Raw genomic sequence first — 22,270 nt, 5'->3', positions numbered from 1 at the left:
TTCTATTTAATCTAAAATAATTGGTTTCTTTAAAAACACCCAAGTAATTTGAGTTTTTTCTCCTGCTTGTGTTTTTACTTTCTTTTTTCTTGGTGATAACACAAAAGCTAACGTAATTGAAAACACCGTTCTTAACATACCGTTTTCAATTCCTGAAATGTATGAAACGTAATACATCACCAGAAAAAGCATTACAAAAATTAGTCTTGGATATTTTACAATATTTTTCATCGGTTAACTTTTATAAGTATCTCTTAATTTACGTCTCATTATTTTGTTAGATGCTGTTCTTGGTAAAGCTTCAATCTTTACCAAATCTGCAACTTTAAATAATGGATTCAATTCTGTTTTTACAATTTTTTGGGCCGTTTTTAATCGATCTACATTTGGTATGGCATCTCTTTTTTCGACATAAAATACGACTAATTTTGCTGGTCCACCATCTTTGGGAGCCACAGCAATAGCAGCAGATTCTAGCACAAAACCTAATTGATTAATGGCTTCTTCTATTTGAGTTGCACTTACTTTAATTCCACCTAAATTCATGGCATCATCAACTCTACCTAAAATCTTAAAGCAACCATTTTCTAGCTGCTTTAACTCATCTCCATGTCTTCTTAACATTTGATGATATTTAGGAGTATCATCATAATAAATTTTCTGATGATTTTTATTCAGCAACTCTGTTGAAAGCCCCATTATTGGCGGAATTAAAAACACCTCTCCTTTATTGGTTTCTTGATGATTTTCATCTAACAACACAAAATCGCTACCCAAAGCTTTAGTAGAAAAGGTACTTGGTATATTTTCTTGAACTACTGAACTTGTTACGTAACCTCCACCAATTTCTGTACCTCCACAATATTCTATCACAGGTTTATTATTGGCTAGACGCATTAAATATTCCATTTCTGTAGGATTAGAAACTTCACCTGTAGAACTATAATTTTTAATGGAATCCCAATTGAAGGATTCCATACAAGCTGAATTTTTCCAATGCTTTACAATACTTGGTATCACACCTAACATGGTAACTTTTCCATTTTGAACAAATTCGCCAAAATCGGCACCTGTAGGAGCATCATAATACAATCCAATAGCTGCTTTATTCACTAAAGCTGCAAAAATTAACCAAGGTCCCATCATCCAACCTAAATTTGTAGGCCAACAAACCACATCATTTTGTTGTATATTTTGATGGTAAAATCCGTCTGAAGCTGCTTTTATTGCAGTAGTATGATTCCAAGGAATTGCTTTAGGCTCTCCAGTTGTGCCTGATGAAAAAAGTATGGTAATACAGTTTTGTGGTGTTTGTTTTACTGATGTAAAGTTGGTGTTTTCAGATAAAAAATCATCCCAAAAAACGTCTTGATTTCTTAATTTGAAATCTTTGTTTTTGATGGTTTTTATAGCGACAATTTTATCTGCATTTGCTTCTACCACTTTATCATATAAAGGAAATGTTTTATGGGCTCTTGCCAAAAAATCTTGAGTAAAAACAACTTTTGGTTGTGTTAAATTTAACCTTACTTTTATTTCTTTTGGTGTAAAACTATCAACAATAGTTGCCACTTTTACGCCTGCTTTTATGGCAGCCAAATAAATGGCTACACATTCTAAGGTCATTGGTAAATCTATAGCAATAGTATCTCCTTTTTGTACCTTGATATTTGGAAAACTATTGGCTATTTTATTTACAAGCTCTTCTAACTCTTTTTGAGTTACTTTTTGAACTTTTTCATTGGGTTTTTGAAAAACGATTGCATTTGCATTATCGTCATTTTGAAAACAAGAATCTATAATATTTAGCTTAGCACCAAACAACCATTTTGCTTGTGTTATACCATCATCAATATTTAAAATTTGTTTGTATTTTTTATCTTGAATGATGTTTAAAGACTCCACTGTTTCTTCCCAAAAAGTTTCTTTATTTTTTACAGACCAAGTCCATAAATCTTTATAAGCAGAAAATTGATGCTTTTGCATCAACTTTCCAATATTAGATTTTTTTATGTGTTCTTTTGTGGGTATCCAAGTCATAAAAAGTACTTTTAAAAATCGGTTTCATCCTCTACAGGAACAATTGCTTTTTTATCTTTTCCTTCCTCTTCTTCTTCAACTTTTTCTCCACAATCTACTCTTATAGATAAATCTTCTGGCTTTTCAAATTCATCTTGACTGATATTTAACGTTTTATCTGCATAACATTTTTTCATAAATAAAGCCCAAGTAGGTAAAGACATTGTTGCCCCTTGCCCTTTTGTAATCCCTGCAAAATGTGTGGCTCTATCTTCACCACCTGTCCAAACTCCGGTTGCTAAATTGGGTACAATTCCCATAAACCAACCATCTGATTGATTTTGTGTTGTACCCGTTTTTCCTGCAATTTCGTTTTCAAATTCGTATGGAAAACCTGTTGCTGCTCCCTTAGCAGAAGTCCATTTAGAACGTAATCGAATTCCTGAACCAGAAGTTGTAACCCCTTGCAATAAATTTAAGATTACATAAGCAGACTCTTCACTTAACACTTCTTCTGTTTTTGGTACAAAATCTTTTAAAACGGTTCCGTTTTTATCTTCGATTCTGGTAATTATCATTGGCTTTACACGCAATCCTTTATTGGCAAACGTACTGTATGCACTTACCATTTCGTATAAAGATAAATCTACAGCACCTAAAGCTATAGATGGATTTGGTTTAATTTCAGTTTCTATACCAGCAGCTTTTGCCAAACGTACTACGTTAATTGGCGATACTTGATCTATTAAATTTGCGGTTACTACATTGGTTGAAGTAGCCAAAGCATCTTTTAAACTCAACATTCCCCCATATTTATCATTTGAGTTTTTTGGGGTCCATTCTTCTGGAATACCATATTTACCAGCAGGAATTGTATAAGGTGTATTGGGTAACAAATCGCAAGGAGATTTCCTCAATTGATTGATAGCAGTTGCATATACAAATGGTTTAAATGTAGAACCTACTTGTCTTTTTTGTTGCGCTACAGCATCGTATTTAAAGTGTTTGTTATTGATACCACCCACCCAAGCTTTAATATGACCTGTTTGTGGCTCTATGGATAACAATCCAGAACGTAAAAATGATTTATAGTATTTGATAGAATCATTAGGAGACATTATGGTATCTATATTTCCTTTCCAAGAAAAAACTTTCATTTTGGTTTTTTTCTTAAAAATTTCATCAATTTCCTTTTTTGATTTTCCTGCTATTTTTAGTCGTTTATACCGCTCTGAATTTCTTTTCGCTCTATTTAAAATACCGTTTATTTGACTTTTGTCTAAATCATAAAAAGGAGCTGTTCTGTTCTTTTTTTGCTCTTTAAAAAAGTACGATTGTAAGTTAGCCATGTGTTCTGAAATAGCTTCTTCTGCATACTGTTGTATTCTAGAATCTATGGTTACATAAATTTTTAACCCGTCACTAAAAATATCATATTCCTCTCCATTTGGTTTTGGATTATCTTTAACCCAAGTTCGCATTACTTTCTGCAAATGTGTTCTAAAATAGGTAGCATAACCTTCATCATGACTTTCTGGTGTATAGTTAATACCTAAATCTAATTGTTGTAAATCTAATTTCTGCCTTTCTGTAATAAAACCGTTTTTGGTCATTTGTAAAAGCACTACATTTCTTCTTTGCTTTACTTTAGCTTCTCTTCTTAACGGATTAAAATAGGATGAGTTTTTTAACATGCCTACTAACATCGCAGATTCTTGAACTTCCAATTCTTTAGGCTCTTTGCCAAAATAAATTCTTGCTGCAGAACGAATACCTACTGCCTGATTTAAAAAGTCGTACTTATTTAAATACATGGCAATAATTTCATTTTTAGTATACTGCCTTTCTAACTTTGTAGCAACCACCCATTCTTTCATTTTTTGACCTATCCTTTTAAAGATATTTCTAGAAGCTCGTCCTGTAAACAGCATTTTTGCCAACTGTTGTGAAATGGTACTTGCACCTCCACTACCTGGTTTTAAAACCGCTCTTGCTGTACCTATATAATCTATACCAGAATGTTCATAAAAACGCTCATCTTCTGTGGCTACTAAAGCATTTACCAAATTTTGAGGTAACTCATCGTATTTAACAGGAGTTCTGTTTTCTTTGGCATATTTACCAATAGTAACACCATCTGCAGAAATTACTTCTGTTGCCAAATTGGTTTGTGGATTTTCTAATTCTTCAAAAGTTGGTAACGCACCTAAACCACCTGATGCTGCTATATAAAACAGTAAAATTAAAACCAATAATACACTTAAAAGAATACCCCAAAACCATAAGAGGTATTTTGTATAACTTGTTGTTTGTTTCTTTGCCATCATAAACTTCTTCTCAAATTTCTTGAGGTTGCATTAATTTAATTTTCCTGTACAAACAGGAGTCTATTCTATTTTTTCTATACTAAAACCAACATCTTGCAAACCTTCTAAAAAAGGGACTGGATTTACCTCACCATTTTTACGCATTGCATGACGAATGTGAAACACATATTTGCCTGATTCAGGAAACACTTTTTTTTCTTTATAAAATAATTTATTTTCTTTAATATCTGTAAACCCTTCTCCTAAATATTTACCAGATTTATCTGCCATCTCATATTGTAAAGTATCTATAATTTTGTTTCCTTTTGGGAATTTAAGTTCGGTAATTACATACAAATTACTATATGCATATTCTTTATTATTTCTAATATTGATAAAGAGATTTTTGGGTGATATCGTATCTGTAACCTCAAACTCAAACGAAATATTCTTATGCGCTTCCCAAGAAGCATTTGGTAGCGATTTATATTTGGTAAACTCAATTGAATTGCTACAAGAAATAATCCCTAAACACGTCATCAAAAAAACAACTTTCTTATTTTTTAGAAGGCCTATTTTTAGTATTTGAAGCATTTCTGTTAGTATTTGAATTGGTTCTTTTAGAATTCGTTTTTTTTGGCGAATTAGAATTCTGTTGATTATTGTTTGCCGGTTTTCTTCTCGTGTTTGGCTTTGGTTTTGGTTTTCTTTTCTGTTGCGTTTTCTGAGTATTTTCTTGATTTTGATTGGCAACTGCAACAGGTTTTTTTCTTCTTTTATTTCTGTTATTTCTTCTTCTTTTACTTGTTTTAGGTGCATCAAAACGTGTTAGACTGTCTTGACCCACTGCATCTTCAAAATCTACTTTAACAGGAATTTCTACATCAGATTCATAGTCTTCTAAAGACATAGATTTCTCGTTATTTTTATTCAAGTCTATAATTTCATGAACTTGGTCTAGTGTTAATCTAAACCATTTAAAGCGTTCTTCTTTATAGGTGTACCAAAGGTGTTTTTTAAAAATATCCATCTTAACAAAAACGGCATCCCCTTTTTCTGTTCTTAATACTAAGTCTTGCTTTGGAAAAGATTTTAGCGCATCTAAATACGTATCTAACTCAAAATTTAAGCAACATTTTAACTTACCACATTGTCCAGCTAATTTTAATGGATTCAAAGACAACTGTTGATAACGTGCAGCAGATGTGGTTACTTTTCTAAAATCTGTTAGCCAAGTAGAACAGCATAGTTCTCTACCACAAGAACCTACTCCACCTAATCGTGCAGCTTCTTGCCTTGCCCCAACTTGTTTCATTTCTACGCGAATAGAAAATGCACTTGCCAAATCTCTAATCAATTGCCTAAAATCTACTCTTGCATCTGCTGTATAGTAAAAAGTTGCTTTATTACCATCGCCCTGAAACTCTACGTCAGAAAGCTTCATTTTTAAGCCTAATTTACCTAAAATTTCTCTACCTCTTCTTTGTGTTTCTTCTTCTCTACCTCTGGCTGTTTGCCAAATATCAATATCTTTTTGAGTGGCTTTTCTGTAAATTTTCTTTACATCTTCATGATCTGCAGTAATTTTGCGCTTTTTCATTTGCACTTTCACCAATTCACCAGCTAAAGATATTGTACCAATATCATGCCCAGGAGCACCTTCAACAGCAATAATATCGCCCATTGTTAAGGGCAAATTATCTGTGTTTTTATAAAAATGTTTTCTTCCGTTTTTAAAACGGACTTCGAAAATATTAAATCGTTCTTGACCACTAGGTAGCGACATATTAGAAAGCCAATCAAAAACAGCTAGCTTTTCACTGCCACTTCCACAACTTCCTGTACCACAATTTCCATTACTTTTACAACCTCTAGGTACTCCATTTTCTGTTGTACCACAACTTCCACATGCCATAAGTAAAATAATATATTTTTATTAGTTTTTAGAATTTAAGAGATTTGTATTCAATAAAATTGATTCAAAAAACTATTTCTAAAGAACTTCTAAGATTCATAAATATTGACTATCAAATACATAGAAAACTATAATTTGATACTGACTAATCAGTAAATATATGAAATCTAAGTGAGCCAAAAAAGGTAAATTTTTGAGTGATGGCAGAGATCTATAAAATGAACCTATAAAAAAAGCATCCTAAAAAAGGATGCTTTAATACTAATTATGATGTGATATAAATTATTTTGCTGCTGCGTATCTTTCTTCAACTTCATTCCAATTGATTACTTTAAAGAAAGCATCAATATAATCTGGTCTTCTGTTTTGGTAGTTTAAGTAATATGCATGCTCCCATACATCTAAACCTAAAATAGGCGTTCCTTCGCAAGTAACTCCTGGCATTAAAGGATTATCTTGGTTTGGTGTTGAGCAAACTTCTAATTTACCTCCTGGCAATACACATAACCAAGCCCAACCTGAGCCAAATTGTGTAGCTGCTGCCTTAGAGAAAGCCTCAATAAAGGCATCTTTTGAACCAAATTCAGCCTCAATAGCATCTTTTAATTCTCCTGATAAATAACCTCTTCCTTCTGGATTTAAAACTGTCCAAAATAATGAGTGATTGTAAAACCCACCTCCATTATTTCTAACAGCACCATTGCTCATATCTAAATTCGCAAGAATATCTTCGATTGATTTTCCTTCTAAATCTGTACCTGCAATAGCTGCATTTAATTTTGTTGTATATCCATTGTGATGCTTTGTATGATGAATTTCCATTGTTTTTGCATCTATATGTGGTTCTAACGCGTCGTAAGCATATCCTAATTCTGGTAGTTCAAAAGCCATAATTGTTTTGGTTTTAAATTAATATAATTTTTTGTACAACAAATTTAATTGTTTATTAAGCATTACCCAAAACATTAGCGTTTTGTTAACTTATACTGCTATAAGAAACATTTATTCGCCAAAAGTTTGCATAAATTCAGAAACTTTTTTTACCATATTTTTACTTCCGCAAACAAAAGGTACACGTTCATGCAGTTCTGTTGGTTCTATTTCCATAATTCTTTTTGTACCATCTGTTGCTAAACCACCAGCTTGCTCTGCTAAAAAAGCCATAGGACTACACTCATATAATAGACGTAATTTTCCTTTTGGATTTTTAGATCCTTTTGGATACATATAAATTCCACCTTTTATCATATTTCTATGAAAATCAGAAACTAAAGACCCAATATATCTACTTGTGTATGGCCTATCTCCTTCTTCTGCTTGGCAGTATTTGATGTACATCTTAATCCCAGCAGGAAAATCTAAATAATTTCCTTCATTTACAGAATATATTTTTCCATCTGTTGGAAACTTCATGTTTGGGTGCGATAAATACCAACTTCCAAGAGCTGGGTTTAATGTAAAACCATTAACACCATTTCCTGTAGTATACACCAACATTGTTGAAGTTCCGTAAACAATGTAACCAGCAGCTACTTGCTTGTCTCCAGATTGTAAAAAATCTTCAATTTGCACAGGAGTTCCTACTTCTGTAACTCTTCTAAAAATAGAAAAAATGGTTCCCACAGAAACATTTACATCAATATTAGAAGAACCATCTAAAGGATCCATTAATACTACATATTTATTTTGATGATTTTTATCTTGACTATTAATGATGATAAAATCATCTTCTTCTTCACTTGCAATTCCGCAAACAATATTTCTATTTCTAATGGTTTCTATAAACACATCATTTGCCAAAACATCTAACTTTTGCTGATCTTCGCCTTGAATATTGGTATCTCCTGCAGCTCCAGTAATATCAACCAAACCAGCTTTATTTACTTCGTGGTTTACTACTTTACCTGCTAAACGAATAGAATTTAATAATCTCGATAATTCTCCAGATGAGTATTTAAAATCATTTTGATTTTCTATTATAAATTCACCTAAAGTCTGATTTTTTTTTGCCATAATTATATGAAGTTGATATCTACAAAGATGCAATATTTTATAATTTACGACAACGTTTTCGTGAAAATCATTTGGTAATTTTTTTAGGTTATTTTTAACAATTCAAAAAATAATGTTGAAAAAAGTGGTTTTTTTTTAAGAATGTTTAAAACAATTATCTTTGACAAACAAAACACATCCCAATGAAATTTATAATTAGAGAAGGAAAAAAAGAAGATATGCCATCTGTCTTAGATTTAATTAACGAATTGGCTATTTTTGAAAAAGAACCAGATGCTGTAGAAATTACAGTTGATGATTTGGTAAATGATGGATTTTCTGACCATCCAAAATTTAAAATATTTGTTGCTGAAGAACAAAGTTCAATCATAGGTATTGCACTTTTTTACGAACGTTATTCTACTTGGAAAGGTAAAACCATTCATTTAGAAGATTTAATTGTTACAAAAAGTAGACAAAAAATTGGTGCAGGAAAAGCTTTATATACGGCTGTTTTAAAATATGCTTACGATCACAATTTTAACAGAGTAGCTTGGGAAGTAATTGACTGGAATACAAATGCAATCGAATTTTACAAAAGTACAGGCGCTACGTATTTAAACGATTGGTCTGTAGTACAAATGAATAAAGAAAATTTAGCTAAGTTTATTAAGAATAACTAAATACTTCTTTTTTTAAAAAACCATTTCAAGTTTCATAGGCATCATAAGTTTTTGTAGTTTTATCCTTTTAGAATTTAGATAAAATGGCAGAACAAAAAAGACTTTTTTTAGTTGATGCGTATGCATTAATTTTTCGTGGATATTATGCGTTTATAAAGAACCCAAGAATCAATAGCAAAGGATTAGATACTTCTGCAATAATGGGTTTTATGAACTCATTATTAGATGTTATAAAACGTGAAAGACCTGATCATTTAGCCGTTTGTTTTGACAAAGGTGGCAGTGCAGATCGTGTAGAAATGTTTGAAGCCTACAAAGCCAACAGAGATGAAACTCCAGAAGCTATAAAAGTTGCTGTACCTTACATTTATGAGATTTTAAAAGCCATGCACATACCAATTTTGGTAAAAGAAGGTTTTGAGGCTGATGATGTAATTGGAACCCTTTCTAAACAAGCCGAAAAAGAAGGTTATAAAACCTTTATGGTTACGCCTGATAAAGATTTTGCACAACTGGTTTCAGAAAATATTTTTATGTACAAACCGCGTTTTGGCGGTGGTTATGATATTTGGGGAGTACCAGAAGTGCAAGAAAAATTCGGAGTTGTAGAACCTGAACAAGTCATCGATTTTTTAGGAATGATGGGCGATTCTGCTGATAATATTCCAGGGTTACCTGGAGTTGGAGAAAAAACTGCGAAGAAATTTTTAGCACAATTTGGTTCTATGGAAGGTTTGTTAGCCAACACAGATCAACTAAAAGGAAAAATGAAAGAAAAAGTGGAAGCAAATGGCGAATTGGGTTTACTTTCTAAAAAATTGGCAACCATTATGTTAGATGTTCCTGTTGCTTTTGATGCTACAGATTTTACTTTAGATGAACCTGATAAAGAAAAAGTTACCGAAATTTTTAACGATTTAGAATTTAGAAATTTATTGACGAATTTCTTACGAACTTTTGATACTGAAACTTCCACAAACAATTCAAATGTCATTTCGACTGAAATGGAGAAATCTAAATCTGCAAAAAAAACAACTCCAAATACAACTGGTCAATTCGATTTATTTGCTGCTCCAGGAACAGGAAGTGTTACTCAAGAAGAAGTAGCCTCTGGTTTTAAAAGTATTTTAACCACCGATCATTTTTATCAACACATAAACACCCCATTATCAAGAAAATTATTATTGCAAAAATTAATGCAGCAAACTTCTGTTTGTTTTGACACAGAAACCACTGGTTTAAAAGCGCTAGAAGTTGAGTTAATTGGAATTGCTTTTTCTTACGAAGTTGGTAAAGGATATTATGTTTCTTTTCCAGAAAATCAAGAAGAAACCAAATCGATTTTAGAAGAGTTTAGACCATTTTTTGAATCTGAAATTGAAAAAATTGGTCATAATTTAAAATATGACATCAAGGTATTATCCAACTACAATATGCCTGTAAAGGGGAAATTGTTTGATACCATGATTGCGCATTATCTGATCAATCCAGATATGCGTCATAATATGGATGTTTTAGCTGAAACGTATTTGAATTATCAACCTGTTTCTATCACAGAATTGATTGGTAAAAAAGGTAAAAATCAGCTGTCTATGCGAGTTGTACCTATCGAAGATCAAACCGAATATGCTGTAGAAGACGCAGATATCACCTTGCAATTAAAAGAACATTTTACCAAAGAATTAGAAACTGGAAATGTAACCAAATTGTTTAATGATGTAGAATTGCCTCTGGTTTCTGTATTAACAGCTATGGAAATTGAAGGGATAAACATCAACACAGAATTTTTACAAGAATTGTCTTTTGCTTTAACTGAGGATATCAACAGGCTCGAAAAAAGTATTTACGAACAAGCAGGAGAGGAATTTAATATTGCTTCGCCAAAACAATTGGGTATTGTATTGTTCGAAAATATGAAGTTGGTTGACAAACCAAAAAAGACAAAAACGGGTCAATATAAAACAGGAGAAGATATTTTATCTTTTTTAGCCAAAGACCACAAAATTATTAGAGATATTCAAGAATATCGTCAATATAAAAAATTACAAAGTACGTATGTAGATGCTTTGCCCAATGAAATCAACCCAAAAACAGGCAGAATTCATACACAATATATGCAAGCTGTTGCTGCAACAGGAAGGCTGAGTTCTAACAATCCGAATTTACAGAACATTCCAATCAGAACAGAAAGAGGACGTGAAGTGCGTAAAGCGTTCATCCCAAGAAGTCAAGAATATGTTTTATTGGCTGCAGATTACTCTCAGATAGAATTGCGAATTATTGCGGCTTTAAGTGAAGAAGAAAATATGATCAATGCTTTTAAAAATGGCGAAGACATTCACGCTTCTACTGCTGCAAAAGTGTTTAATGTTCCTTTAGATCAAGTGACTCGTGAACAAAGAAGCAATGCAAAAACCGTCAATTTCGGAATTATTTACGGCGTTTCTGCTTTCGGATTAAGCAACCAAACTGATTTAAGCAGAAGTGAAGCCAAAGAATTGATTGACACGTATTATGAAACCTATCCAAAATTAAAAGCTTATATGTCTGCACAAGTCGATTTTGCGCGCGAACACGGATATGTAGAAACGGTTTTAAACAGACGTCGATATTTAAAAGATATCAATTCTAGAAATGCAATGGTTAGATCTGGTGCAGAACGAAATGCGGTAAATGCACCAATACAAGGTTCTGCTGCTGATATTATTAAACTAGCAATGATTAATATTCATAACCGTTTTGAGAAAGAAAATTTTAAATCTAAAATGTTATTACAAGTACATGATGAATTGGTTTTTGATGCACATAAAGAGGAGTTAGAAACGATAAAACCCATCATAAAACACGAAATGGAAAATGCGTTTAAAATGAGTGTTCCTTTAGATGTTGAAATGGGAGTTGGTTACAATTGGCTGGAAGCGCATTAGAAAAAAAAGTTATGAAAAAAACAATTACAACATTCTTAATACTATTTACCGCGTCTTTGTTTTCTCAAGAAATAAAATTTGTAAAAGCTAATAGTGGTTTAATTGTTAGAGATGCACCACACAAAAACGCTCAAAGAATTGGAAAGTTAAAAAATAACACGAGAGTTTATATCATCAAAAAAACTGAAATTAGCCTAGAAATCAAGGATAATGGAAAAATTATAAATGGCAATTGGATAGAAGTTAAAAGTTATAAAGAAGATATAAAAGGTTATGTTTTTAGTGGGTTTTTAACTGATAAAATTCCAAATAAAGGAACTGAAAAAGGTAATTATTATCTTACTAAAATTGATTCAATTACTAAGAATGAGTACTGGGAGAATTTACGAAAAAATATTAAAACCAAGCCTTCATTCATCTATCTAAGAAATAAAAATCATATCAATTTAGTTCAACTTGAAATTGGGGATTTAGAAATGTATGAAGGAACTACATTAATAGTGAAAAAAGAAAATGAACTAAAGAATATTATCCAAATCATCAAAATTGAATCTTCTTATAGTGCCTGCTGCTCTAACACTGATGAATATTTTTATTTGGTTGATAAAAACAAACAACTGATTAGTTTACCAGTAGTAGAAAATAATCATTGTGATGGCCCAGAGCCTTATTTCACTTATTTATTTCCAAGTGATGATAATGGAAAAAAGGATTTAATTATTTATGCAAAAATAATTCCTAAAGAAGATGCTGATGATAAAGTTGAAATTTTGAAAACATATTCTTGGAATGGGGAAAATATTGTTGTTATAAAGTAATAATTACAAAACAAAAAATGGAATTAGATTACATAAATAATTACAACGGACTTGAAGAAAACATAGTTCGTTTGTACAACTTTAATAAAGCAGAAGCCATTCTATTTAGAGACCTTTTGATTGATGTTGTTATTACTAAAAAACAAAAATTAGATGTATCTCAAGTTGATTTTATTGATACAGAAAACTACAATTTAATCTTTGGTTTATTTAAAACGGATGAAGGAATTCTCACAAAAGACAATCAAACCTTTTTTTGTGTTTTAACCATAGAAAGCTTTAGAAAAATGATACGCCTTTTAGAACCATTTTGCAAAAAAGAAACGAAAAGCTATCAATATTTATATGATTTAGATACACCTACTGATTTATTATTTGCGCCCAATGCAAGTTGATTTCATTAATTTTAATCCCCCAAAAAATGGATTCAATCATTAAAAAATTAACGATTTTTATTTTACTCTTACTTTTTACGAGTTGTAGTGTTTTCGAAAATTTATTTATGAACAATACTGCTACTTTTATAGAAAACTTCAACAATACTGTTCAGTTTCAAAAAAACTGGAGTAATAATTCATGGAAAAGTCCTGCTTTGTATCAATTAGAAAATGACCATTTAAAAATTTCAACAAGACCAAATTCTAACGATAGAGTAAAAATAAGATCGAAACAAAAATTTACAACAGGCAGTTATACTTGGCGCATTTTTGTACCAAAATTTAAGTTGCATAAACAAGTAAGTATTGGTGCGTTTTTATATCACAATCAAAAAGAAGAATTTGAGTTCGATTTTGAAATTGGTTCTGGACAAAAAATAGACCGAGAAAAAATAAACCTTAAAAATGATGAGGCTATTGTGTTTTGTGTTTCTCAATTTTCTCCATCAAATTCCAATCATTTTCCTGTAAAAATGAATGCATATTCCGATTTTAAAATGGAGTTAATTGATGTTGATGGGTGCTATTTTGTTAAATGGTTTATCAATAATAAATTGGTAAAAGAATTGCAAACGGAAGTAAAAAGCAATATCAAATTTAAAGTACATTGCAGTTTAGAAAATCTGTTTTTTATGGGTGATATTCCAACATCTATAGAAAATTTTGTGTTGTTTGATGGTTTTCGATATGAAAATAATTAGCAACAAATTCACTAATAATTTGTGAATTCGTGGCAAGTATATCCCCATTTCTATTTGTTAAAGAGGCTGTCTGAAAAGTGTATTTAACCTGTCATTTCGACTTTATAAAGAAATCTAAATTATTGAATTTTAATTATATAGATTTTTCGACTACATTCCATTTCGCTCAAAATGACAAAATTATTACTTTTCAGACAGCCTTATTTTGGTAAACAAATCCCAAATTCATTAACATCCTATACAACTGATTTTTACTATACTTAAACGACGCATATCATCGTAAATTACGTTTAATATTTAAAAATCTCATTATAATTAAACTTTTAGTCTTTTAAGAGTGAAAGAAGAGGTAAATTGTCGGAATTAAAAAAAAATGAATATGAAAAGAAGTTTAGTTTTATTACTTATTATAGCATCAGTGTCGATTGTTACCGCTCAAGAAACGTTAGATATAGTAACCATATCAGGGCATTTTGGCAAAGCACAACCTTTTGAAGCAGCATCTCCTTATACAGGAGAAACCACTGAAAGAGGGGCTATGGTTAATCTGGTTGTTCCCATTGTATTGAATGAAAAACAAATTTGGTATAACAGTGTTAATTATATGCAATGGAATGTAACTAATACTATTACTATACCAGATAATATTGCTAACCCAATACAGCTACATGGACTTATTATAAGAACAGGATTGATTCAGAAACTTTCAAACGGAAATTCGATTCAAGCATTTTTTAGCCCCAGATTAATGACAGATTTTAAAAATATAGATGGAAAACACTTCCAATTTGGAGGAACATTTATTTATGAAAAAGTATATCACGAAAGATTAAAAATCGGTTACGGAATCTTGTATAACCAAGAAACATTTGGCCCTAATGCAGTCCCATTGGTAAACTTAGAATGGCAAATTTCTGAAAGATGGTCTATGTCAGGTTTACTTCCAATTTATTCTAAAATTAAATACAAAGTAAACGAAAAGTTAAATCTAGGAATACATCATTTTGGCTTGGTAACTTCATATCGTTTGGGAGAAGAAGCGTATCAGAATGATTACATAGAAAGAAGAAGTATCGATTTAGGTTTGTTTGCTAGATATAATATTATGGGCGGAATTCATCTAGAAGGAAGATATGGTTATTCTTTTGGAAGAAGTTACGCTCAATATAATCAAGATGATAAAATTGATTTAGCTATTCCACTTGCAACCTTTGGAGATGATAGAACTCAGCTAAACGAAAGCGCTAACTTTAATAATGGTGCTTATGCTCACATAAGATTAGTTTACGCTATTAAATTATAAGTGTATAGAAAACTATTAAAGAGTATTCAACTTCGTAAACAAATCCCAAATTACAACGCCTGTAGTTACAGATATATTTAAAGAATGTTTGGTGCCTAATTGCGGAATTTCGATACACAAATCAGAGGCATTTATTACTTCTTGTTGTACACCTTTCACTTCATTTCCCATGACAATTGCGTATTTTTCACCTTTCTTTGGATAAAAAGTATCCAGTTTTGTGGAATTTTCAGCTTGTTCAATAGCTAAAACCTTAACATTTGCATCTTTTAATTTTTGAATAAGCGTTAACGTATCTTCTACATATTCCCATGCTACAGATTCAGTTGCACCCAAAGCAGTTTTATGAATGTCTTTATTTGGCGGAGTTGCACAAATGCCACATAAATAGATTTTTTCAATCAAAAAAGCATCCGAAGTTCTAAAGACAGAACCAATATTGTTTAAACTTCTAATATTGTCTAATACAATTATAAGAGGTGTTTTTTTAGTTGATTTAAATTCATCAACCGAAATTCTACCTAACTCATTATTTTTTAATTTTCTCATACTTATGGTTTCAGGTTTCAAGTTTAAGGTTTCAAGTTGTGGATAACTTGAAACAAAAGAAACTAGAAACTTTTCTATCTTCGCAAAACTAATCTAAATTTCCAAAAACTTGGCAAAATCCAAAGTAAAAAAGGTTACTCCTTTAATGAAACAATACAATGCCATCAAGGCCAAATATCCTGATGCAATGTTGCTTTTTCGTGTGGGAGATTTTTACGAGACTTTTGGAGAAGATGCCAAAAAAGCTGCAAAAGTTTTAGGCATTACATTAACTAAAAGAGGAGCAGGTTCCGATTCTGAAACAGCTTTAGCCGGTTTTCCTCATCACTCTTTAAACACGTATTTACCAAAGTTGGTAAAAGCAGGAATGCGCGTTGCCATTTGCGATCAATTAGAAGACCCGAAAATGACCAAAACCATTGTAAAACGTGGCGTTACAGAATTGGTTACACCTGGTGTTTCTTTAAACGATGAAGTTTTACAAAGCAAAACCAATAACTTTTTAGCGGCTGTTCATTTTGATAAAAAACAACTGGGAATTTCATTTTTGGATGTTTCAACAGGTGAATATTTAGTTGCTCAAGGAACATCAGAATATATAGATAAATTACTGCAAAACTTTAATCCTAGTGAGGTTTTAGTTCAGAAACAAAACAAGCAAAAATTCTTAGAACTTTTTGAAAACAGGTATTATACGTTTTATTTAGATGATTGGGTTTTTCAAAAAGAATATGCAAAAGAAACTTTACAAAATCATTTTGAAGTAAAAAGCTTAAAAGGTTTTGGAATTCAAGATTTAAAAAACGGAATTATTGCTGCTGGTGCAGTATTGTATTATTTATCAGAAACACAACATAATCAGTTAAAACACATTCAACATATTAGCAGAATTGCAGAAGACAATTATGTTTGGATGGACAGATTTACGGTTAGAAATTTAGAGTTGTATAATCCGAATTCTGTAAATGCAGTTACCCTTTTAGATGTGATTGATAAAACCATTTCACCTATGGGTGGAAGATTGTTAAAACGTTGGTTAGCTTTACCTTTAAAAAATATTGACGAGATTCAAAATCGACACGAATTGGTTAAATTCTTTATCAATTCTAATGATTTTTCTAAGACTGTAACGTATCAATTGAAACAAATATCAGATTTAGAACGGTTAATTTCTAAAGTAGCTACAGGAAAAGCTTCACCTAGAGAAATTGTGCTTTTAAAAGATTCGCTAAAAGCAATTTTACCGATAAAATCAGCATCAGAAGAAAGTAAAAATAAAGCTGTTCAACTTTTAGGAAAACAACTACATAGTTGTGAGGATTTAATCACAAAAATTTCTGAAACCTTGTTTGATGATGCTCCTGTAAACATCAATAAAGGAAACGCAATTGCCAATAATGTACATCAAGAATTAGACGATTTACGAGCTATATCTAACTCTGGAAAACAGTATTTAGATGATATGTTGGCTCGTGAAACCGAAGCAACAGGAATTACGAGTTTAAAAATTGCATTCAATAACGTTTTTGGCTATTACATAGAAGTTAGAAATACACATAAAGACAAAGTTCCTGAACAATGGATTAGAAAACAAACTTTAGTGTCAGCAGAAAGATATATTACAGAAGAACTTAAAGAATACGAAACCAAAATTTTAGGTGCAGAAGAAAAAATTGCTAAATTAGAGCAAGAAATTTTCTCGAAACTGTTGCAATACATCATTCAGTTTGTTGATATTGTACAAGAAAATGCACAAATTATTGCAAAAATAGATTGTTTGTTATCCTTCTCTGTTTTAGCGATTGATAACAATTATGTACGTCCAATTATGGATGAAAGTACAGATTTAGAAATTAAAAACGGTAGACATCCTGTTATTGAAAAACAATTGCCTATTGATCAAACTTATATTGCTAATGATGTAGTGTTGAATAGAAATCAACAACAAATTATTATGATTACAGGACCCAATATGTCTGGTAAATCAGCTATTTTAAGACAAACTGCTTTGATTGTTTTATTGGCGCAAATGGGCAGTTATGTGCCTGCTCAAAATGCAAAAATTGGTATAGTTGATAAAATATTTACTAGAGTTGGTGCAAGTGATAATATTTCGATGGGCGAATCTACGTTTATGGTAGAAATGAACGAAACTGCTTCCATCTTAAATAATGTTTCTGAACGTAGTTTAATTTTGTTAGATGAAATTGGTAGAGGAACCTCTACTTATGATGGAATTTCTATTGCTTGGGCAATCTCAGAATTTTTGCACGAACATCCATCAAAAGCAAAAACCTTGTTTGCTACACATTATCATGAATTGAATGAAATGACGAGTACTTTTGAGCGTATTAAAAACTTTAATGTATCTGTAAAAGAACTAAAAGATAATATTATTTTCTTGCGTAAATTGGTTGCTGGTGGCTCTAATCACAGTTTCGGAATTCACGTTGCAAAACTAGCAGGAATGCCAAATATGGTGATTCATAGAGCCAATAAAATTTTAGCACAATTAGAAAAAAACAACAAAAGTGCAGAAGTAAAAGACGTTTTAAAACAAACGCAACATGAAGAAATGCAACTCAGCTTTTTTCAGTTAGATGATCCTTTGTTAGAAAATATTCGTGAAGAAATTTTAGCCACCAATATTGATACGTTAACGCCCATTGAAGCTTTAATGAAATTGAATGAAATTAAGAGAATGTTGACTAAAAAATAAATAAAAGAGGCTGTCTGAAAAATAGGTTTGGATGTCATTTTGAGCGAAGTCGAAAAACCTATGTATTTAATTATCAATAAATAAGATTTCTCCATTGCAGTCGAAATGACAAATTTTAATACTTTTCAGACAGCCTCGTAATATTTTAAGTTTTATAAAGTACTAATAATATACCTCTAAAACTTTGGCAGCATCTGCTTTTAATTCCACTTTTTTAAGTGATGCAGGTAACAATAAAGTTTCACCTTGATTAATGGTATACGTGGTTTCATCACAAATTAAATCAACAGAACCTTCTACACACATATAAATTACAAAAGAATCTATTGCTGTGTAATCTTTTTCGATAGTTGTATTGATGTCTAAAATATTAGTTTTAAAATAAGGCGAGTGTACTAATTTGTTTGAGGTATTTTTCTCTAAATTATACTCCGTTTTGTAAGAATTATGCACTTTATAATCTAGTACATCCATAGCCATTTCTGTATGCAATTCTCTTTTTTCTCCTGTTTTAGCATCAACTCTATCATAATCATAAATACGATAAGTTATGTTAGAAGTCTGCTGAATTTCTGCCAATAAAACTCCAGCACCAATTGCATGTACTCTTCCTGTAGGAATATAAAAAGTATCTCCTTTATTTACAATTTCGTGATGCATAACATCAAGAATTGTATTGTTTTCTAAATGTTTTTGATAACCCTCAGTGGTAATTTCTTCATCAAAGCCAACAATCAATTCTGCATTTTCATCAGCTTGCATTACGTACCACATTTCGTTTTTTCCAAACGAATTATGACGTTCTTTAGCAACCTCGTTACTTGGATGCACTTGAATAGACAATGGTGTTTTGGCATCAATAAACTTAATCAATAGTGGAAATTCCTCTCCAAATTTTTCATAAACCGCATTTCCTACAAAATCACCTTTAAATTGATTGGTTAAATCTCTTAACGTTTTACCTTTTAAAGCACCTTCAGCAACCACAGTTTCATCACCAGAAACATCAGAAATCTCCCAAGATTCGCCAATATTTTCTTCGGTATAATTTTTATTGAGTTCTGTTTTTAACTTTTCTCCACCCCAAATTCTGTATTTATAAAGTGGTGTAAATTTTAAAGGATATAAATGCATTTTAATCTGTTTTATAGGATGTTTTTTGAGGACAATTTACTATTAAAATTTGTTTTAATAAATTTTAATAGATTTGATTTTCAATAAATTACGAAAACGTTTTAATAATTTAGTTGAAATTGAATGTAGGTGATTGGTTTACCAATTTCTAGATATTGGTTCTCGTAAAAAGTTTGTGTTTCTGTAACTTCTTTTGGTGCACCATCATTCTTGTACACATTATGGTTTGAATATAAAATGGTATGCCCTTCACCAGATAATAAACCTAGAGTGTACCCATGCATAAACTCAGAATCTGTTTTTAAATTCACAATGCCATCTTCTTTTAAAATATGATGATATTTCTTTAAGAAATTAGCATTGGTCATTCTATGTTTTGTGCGTTGGTATTTAATCTGTGGATCTGGAAAAGTAATCCAAATTTCAGAGACTTCATTTTCTGCAAAAATAAAATCAACCAATTCAATTTGTGTTCTTACAAAAGCAACATTCGGTAAATTTTCTTCGATTGCAGTTTTGGCACCTCTCCAAAAACGAGCGCCTTTTATATCTATACCAATATAATTTTTATTCGGGTTTTTACGAGCTAAAGCAATAGTGTATTCGCCTTTACCACAACCCAACTCTACAATAATAGGATTATTATTCTCAAAAAAAGAATGCCATTTACCTTTATAAGAAAAATTGGTAATTACCTCATCTCTTGTTGGCTGAATGACATTTTTGAACGTTTCGTTTTCTTTGAAACGTTTTAGTTTGTTTTTACTTCCCAAGTCGTAAAATTATGCTCTATCTTCTGTTCCTTCGTCCAAAAACTTTTTAGACTGTTTCATCCAGTAACCAAATAAAACCAAAAGAACCAATAAAAATAACCAGTTTACACCATTAGATAACCACCAACCTAAATCTGCAGTTGCAAGTTCTAGTCGTAACCATTTAAAAGGTAGAAATAAAACGTCGGTAAATAAACTACCAATCCATCTAAAAATATTGCTTACTATCATAACTTAAGTATCTTTACGCTGCAAAAATAATAAAAGAAAAGATGTTAGCCAATTTTTTAAACAAATCTAAACCTATCAATTTTATTGGTGTGTTAGTTTTTTTCTTAGTTGGGTTGTTTTATACCATTTTTTATGATGGTTTTACATCAGATAAACTAGTACAAAGCACCATTTTAAGCCTCCTTTTTTTAACTATCTTTTTTGTTTTTAATTTTATCAACAGTAAAAATAATCTGACATTTGATAATTCTTATGCCTATTTTTTATTCGTTTTACTAACGCTAAGTATTTCATCTGTATTAATTGAATACTCCATTTTAATTAAAACGATCATTTACTTGCTATTTCTTCGTAAAATTTACAGTCTTCGATCATCTAAAAAAACCATAGAGAAGTTTTTTGATAGTGGTTTTTGGTTAGGCATCCTTTTTATTGTAGAACCTTTTTCTGTTGTATTTCTAATATTACTTTATATAGCAATTTATACACATCATAAAATTACTATTCAATCGCTTTTTGTGCCAATTACTGGTTATATTACTCCTTTAATTATTTACTTTACCTACCTTTTTGGGGTTGAGCAACTTGATGCATTTACAGCTGATAAAGATTTTAATATTAATTTTGATGTTGAGTTTTACGCACAAACAAAATATTTTTGGATTGTAAGTAGTGTTTTATTTTTTACCATTTTATCGTTGTTAATAAAGTCGATAAAAACCTTATCTATAAACAATACTTTTAAGAAAAGTTGGATTGTATTGCTTACTAATTTTACAATAGTCATCGTTTTTTTATGTTATCTTCCTGAAAAAAACGGCTCTGAATTAATTTTTGTGTTTTTACCATCTGCCATTATTTTGGCAAACGGAATTGAGCTGATTGAGAAAAAAATACTTAAAGATAGTGTGCTCTATCTGTTCTTAATTGCATGTATTATTTTACATTTTTTATTATAGTTTTTCTCCAAAAGCCAAATCTCCAGCATCACCTAAACCAGGCACAATATATCCTTTTTCATTTAATTCGTCATCTATGGCAGCAATCCATAAGTGCGTGTTTTTAGGAAATTTATTCTTAATGAACTCAATTCCGCTTTTTGCACCTATAACTGCTATAATATGAATTTCTTTAGGAGTTCCTGTTTTTTTAATGGCTTCAAAAACCGTTGTTAAAGATTGCCCAGTAGCTAGCATTGGGTCTGCTAATACTAATGTTTTGTCTTGTATTTCTGGAGATGCAAAGTACTCTACCACTATTTCAAAAGCATCATCATTATTTGGGTGATGTCTATAGGCAGAAATAAAAGCATTTTCTACATCATCAAAATAATTTAATAATCCTTGATGTAAGGGTAAACCAGCTCTTAAAATAGAACACAACACTATAGAGTTACTCATTAAACTCTCTTTACTAACTCCAAGTGGTGTTTGTATATCTACTAATTTGTAAGACAGTTTTTTACTCAATTCATACCCTAAAACCTCACCAATTCTCTCTATATTTCTTCTAAAACGAAGCGAGTCTTTTTGAATTTTTTGGTCTCTAATTTCAGCGATAAATTTATTTAAAATAGAGTTGTTTTCTCCTACATAGTGTATTTGCATAATATCTAATTGTTTAACAAATATAATTTAATACCTTAAAATTTGTATATTGCATCTGTATTTTATGGTCATTTATTACAGAATAGACAACCAAAATCAACCAACCTAAGTAAAAAGAGGCTGTCTTAAAAGGCAGTCTTTTTTTTGCATTTTTTT

At 31.0% G+C, this 22,270-nt stretch carries 20 protein-coding genes; 8 read left to right on the top strand and 12 right to left on the bottom strand.

Annotation, left to right across the window (positions count from 1 at the left end):
- Positions 1-6 precede the first annotated feature (6 nt).
- From SJY27_RS11915 to fbp, 7 genes are all read right to left on the bottom strand, one after another.
- Positions 7-231 carry a hypothetical protein gene (locus SJY27_RS11915; protein ID WP_397445064.1) on the bottom strand — a complete coding sequence of 75 codons (225 nt, stop codon included), beginning with the start codon at positions 229-231 and terminating at the stop codon, positions 7-9.
- Between the two features lie 3 nt (positions 232-234).
- Entirely contained in the window at positions 235-2,040 is a 1,806-nt protein-coding gene (locus SJY27_RS11910; protein WP_397445063.1) for an AMP-binding protein, read from the bottom strand.
- Between the two features lie 11 nt (positions 2,041-2,051).
- The gene (locus SJY27_RS11905) at positions 2,052-4,343 is read right to left on the bottom strand and encodes a transglycosylase domain-containing protein (RefSeq protein ID WP_397445062.1); all 2,292 of its coding nucleotides are present in this window, start codon (positions 4,341-4,343) and stop codon (positions 2,052-2,054) included.
- Positions 4,344-4,406: 63 nt separating this feature from the next.
- Positions 4,407-4,865 (bottom strand): gliding motility lipoprotein GldH, encoded by a 459-nt coding sequence (locus tag SJY27_RS11900; RefSeq protein WP_397445061.1) that lies wholly within the window; start codon positions 4,863-4,865, stop codon positions 4,407-4,409.
- Between the two features lie 16 nt (positions 4,866-4,881).
- A complete protein-coding gene (ricT, locus tag SJY27_RS11895) occupies positions 4,882-6,240 on the bottom strand; it encodes a regulatory iron-sulfur-containing complex subunit RicT (protein ID WP_397445060.1) in 1,359 nt (452 codons plus the stop codon).
- A 282-nt stretch (positions 6,241-6,522) separates the two neighbouring features.
- A complete protein-coding gene (locus SJY27_RS11890; protein ID WP_397445059.1) occupies positions 6,523-7,131 on the bottom strand; it encodes a superoxide dismutase in 609 nt (202 codons plus the stop codon).
- Positions 7,132-7,242: 111 nt separating this feature from the next.
- Complete coding sequence (fbp, locus tag SJY27_RS11885; protein WP_397445058.1) at positions 7,243-8,253, bottom strand: class 1 fructose-bisphosphatase; 1,011 nt, start codon at positions 8,251-8,253, stop codon at positions 7,243-7,245.
- A gap of 182 nt (positions 8,254-8,435) precedes the next feature.
- On the opposite strand from fbp, the gene SJY27_RS11880 reads away from it, so the two are divergent.
- The 6 genes from SJY27_RS11880 (at position 8,436) to SJY27_RS11855 (ending at position 15,101) form a co-directional block, all read left to right on the top strand.
- On the top strand, positions 8,436-8,915 hold the full coding sequence (locus SJY27_RS11880) for a GNAT family N-acetyltransferase (RefSeq protein WP_397445057.1): 480 nt from the start codon (positions 8,436-8,438) through the stop codon (positions 8,913-8,915).
- An 83-nt stretch (positions 8,916-8,998) separates the two neighbouring features.
- Positions 8,999-11,842: a DNA polymerase I gene (polA, locus tag SJY27_RS11875; protein ID WP_397445056.1), complete on the top strand. Its 2,844-nt coding sequence runs from the start codon at positions 8,999-9,001 to the stop codon at positions 11,840-11,842.
- Between the two features lie 11 nt (positions 11,843-11,853).
- On the top strand, positions 11,854-12,660 hold the full coding sequence (locus tag SJY27_RS11870) for an SH3 domain-containing protein (RefSeq protein WP_397445055.1): 807 nt from the start codon (positions 11,854-11,856) through the stop codon (positions 12,658-12,660).
- Between the two features lie 17 nt (positions 12,661-12,677).
- The gene (locus tag SJY27_RS11865; protein ID WP_397445054.1) at positions 12,678-13,055 is read left to right on the top strand and encodes a hypothetical protein; all 378 of its coding nucleotides are present in this window, start codon (positions 12,678-12,680) and stop codon (positions 13,053-13,055) included.
- 26 nt (positions 13,056-13,081) lie between these two features.
- Positions 13,082-13,798, top strand: a complete 717-nt coding sequence (locus SJY27_RS11860; protein ID WP_397445053.1) for a hypothetical protein — start codon at positions 13,082-13,084, stop codon at positions 13,796-13,798.
- Positions 13,799-14,177: 379 nt separating this feature from the next.
- Positions 14,178-15,101, top strand: a complete 924-nt coding sequence (locus SJY27_RS11855) for a DUF6268 family outer membrane beta-barrel protein (RefSeq protein WP_397445052.1) — start codon at positions 14,178-14,180, stop codon at positions 15,099-15,101.
- A 15-nt stretch (positions 15,102-15,116) separates the two neighbouring features.
- On the opposite strand, the gene SJY27_RS11850 is transcribed toward SJY27_RS11855, so the two are convergent.
- Positions 15,117-15,650 (bottom strand): RNA methyltransferase, encoded by a 534-nt coding sequence (locus SJY27_RS11850; RefSeq protein WP_397445051.1) that lies wholly within the window; start codon positions 15,648-15,650, stop codon positions 15,117-15,119.
- Between the two features lie 145 nt (positions 15,651-15,795).
- Here SJY27_RS11850 and mutS point away from each other — a divergent pair, with 145 nt between their 5' ends.
- Positions 15,796-18,369 (top strand): DNA mismatch repair protein MutS, encoded by a 2,574-nt coding sequence (gene mutS, locus SJY27_RS11845; RefSeq protein ID WP_397447919.1) that lies wholly within the window; start codon positions 15,796-15,798, stop codon positions 18,367-18,369.
- 162 nt (positions 18,370-18,531) lie between these two features.
- On the opposite strand, the gene SJY27_RS11840 is transcribed toward mutS, so the two are convergent.
- From SJY27_RS11840 to SJY27_RS11830, 3 genes are all read right to left on the bottom strand, one after another.
- Positions 18,532-19,503, bottom strand: a complete 972-nt coding sequence (locus SJY27_RS11840; RefSeq protein WP_397445050.1) for a type I phosphomannose isomerase catalytic subunit — start codon at positions 19,501-19,503, stop codon at positions 18,532-18,534.
- Between the two features lie 101 nt (positions 19,504-19,604).
- A complete protein-coding gene (gene trmB / locus SJY27_RS11835) occupies positions 19,605-20,276 on the bottom strand; it encodes a tRNA (guanosine(46)-N7)-methyltransferase TrmB (protein WP_397445049.1) in 672 nt (223 codons plus the stop codon).
- A gap of 9 nt (positions 20,277-20,285) precedes the next feature.
- The gene (locus tag SJY27_RS11830; RefSeq protein WP_397445048.1) at positions 20,286-20,507 is read right to left on the bottom strand and encodes a hypothetical protein; all 222 of its coding nucleotides are present in this window, start codon (positions 20,505-20,507) and stop codon (positions 20,286-20,288) included.
- 41 nt (positions 20,508-20,548) lie between these two features.
- Here SJY27_RS11830 and SJY27_RS11825 point away from each other — a divergent pair, with 41 nt between their 5' ends.
- Positions 20,549-21,466 carry a DUF6427 family protein gene (locus SJY27_RS11825; RefSeq protein ID WP_397445047.1) on the top strand — a complete coding sequence of 306 codons (918 nt, stop codon included), beginning with the start codon at positions 20,549-20,551 and terminating at the stop codon, positions 21,464-21,466.
- Here SJY27_RS11825 and upp read toward each other — a convergent pair.
- A complete protein-coding gene (gene upp, locus SJY27_RS11820) occupies positions 21,461-22,114 on the bottom strand; it encodes a uracil phosphoribosyltransferase (protein WP_397445046.1) in 654 nt (217 codons plus the stop codon). The two genes, SJY27_RS11825 and upp, sit on opposite strands and share 6 nt — an antisense overlap.
- Positions 22,115-22,270 lie beyond the last annotated feature (156 nt).

The sequence above is a fragment of the Polaribacter sp. R77954 genome (assembly GCF_044595335.1).
In the GTDB taxonomy this organism is placed as follows: domain Bacteria; phylum Bacteroidota; class Bacteroidia; order Flavobacteriales; family Flavobacteriaceae; genus Polaribacter.
Note: the sequence above shows the minus strand (reverse complement) of the source record. Positions and strands in the feature narration are given on the sequence as shown.

Coding starts and splice junctions, on each gene's coding strand:
- SJY27_RS11850 (WP_397445051.1), bottom strand. CDS start 15,650: ATGAGAAAATTAAAAAATAATGAGTTAGGTAGAATTTCGGTTGATGAA.
- SJY27_RS11860 (WP_397445053.1), top strand. CDS start 13,082: ATGGATTCAATCATTAAAAAATTAACGATTTTTATTTTACTCTTACTT.
- SJY27_RS11825 (WP_397445047.1), top strand. CDS start 20,549: ATGTTAGCCAATTTTTTAAACAAATCTAAACCTATCAATTTTATTGGT.
- SJY27_RS11865 (WP_397445054.1), top strand. CDS start 12,678: ATGGAATTAGATTACATAAATAATTACAACGGACTTGAAGAAAACATA.
- fbp (WP_397445058.1), bottom strand. CDS start 8,253: ATGGCAAAAAAAAATCAGACTTTAGGTGAATTTATAATAGAAAATCAA.
- SJY27_RS11910 (WP_397445063.1), bottom strand. CDS start 2,040: ATGACTTGGATACCCACAAAAGAACACATAAAAAAATCTAATATTGGA.
- SJY27_RS11915 (WP_397445064.1), bottom strand. CDS start 231: ATGAAAAATATTGTAAAATATCCAAGACTAATTTTTGTAATGCTTTTT.
- SJY27_RS11880 (WP_397445057.1), top strand. CDS start 8,436: ATGAAATTTATAATTAGAGAAGGAAAAAAAGAAGATATGCCATCTGTC.
- polA (WP_397445056.1), top strand. CDS start 8,999: ATGGCAGAACAAAAAAGACTTTTTTTAGTTGATGCGTATGCATTAATT.
- SJY27_RS11830 (WP_397445048.1), bottom strand. CDS start 20,507: ATGATAGTAAGCAATATTTTTAGATGGATTGGTAGTTTATTTACCGAC.
- SJY27_RS11905 (WP_397445062.1), bottom strand. CDS start 4,343: ATGGCAAAGAAACAAACAACAAGTTATACAAAATACCTCTTATGGTTT.
- SJY27_RS11900 (WP_397445061.1), bottom strand. CDS start 4,865: ATGACGTGTTTAGGGATTATTTCTTGTAGCAATTCAATTGAGTTTACC.
- SJY27_RS11870 (WP_397445055.1), top strand. CDS start 11,854: ATGAAAAAAACAATTACAACATTCTTAATACTATTTACCGCGTCTTTG.
- ricT (WP_397445060.1), bottom strand. CDS start 6,240: ATGGCATGTGGAAGTTGTGGTACAACAGAAAATGGAGTACCTAGAGGT.
- SJY27_RS11855 (WP_397445052.1), top strand. CDS start 14,178: ATGAAAAGAAGTTTAGTTTTATTACTTATTATAGCATCAGTGTCGATT.
- SJY27_RS11840 (WP_397445050.1), bottom strand. CDS start 19,503: ATGCATTTATATCCTTTAAAATTTACACCACTTTATAAATACAGAATT.
- mutS (WP_397447919.1), top strand. CDS start 15,796: ATGAAACAATACAATGCCATCAAGGCCAAATATCCTGATGCAATGTTG.
- SJY27_RS11890 (WP_397445059.1), bottom strand. CDS start 7,131: ATGGCTTTTGAACTACCAGAATTAGGATATGCTTACGACGCGTTAGAA.
- upp (WP_397445046.1), bottom strand. CDS start 22,114: ATGCAAATACACTATGTAGGAGAAAACAACTCTATTTTAAATAAATTT.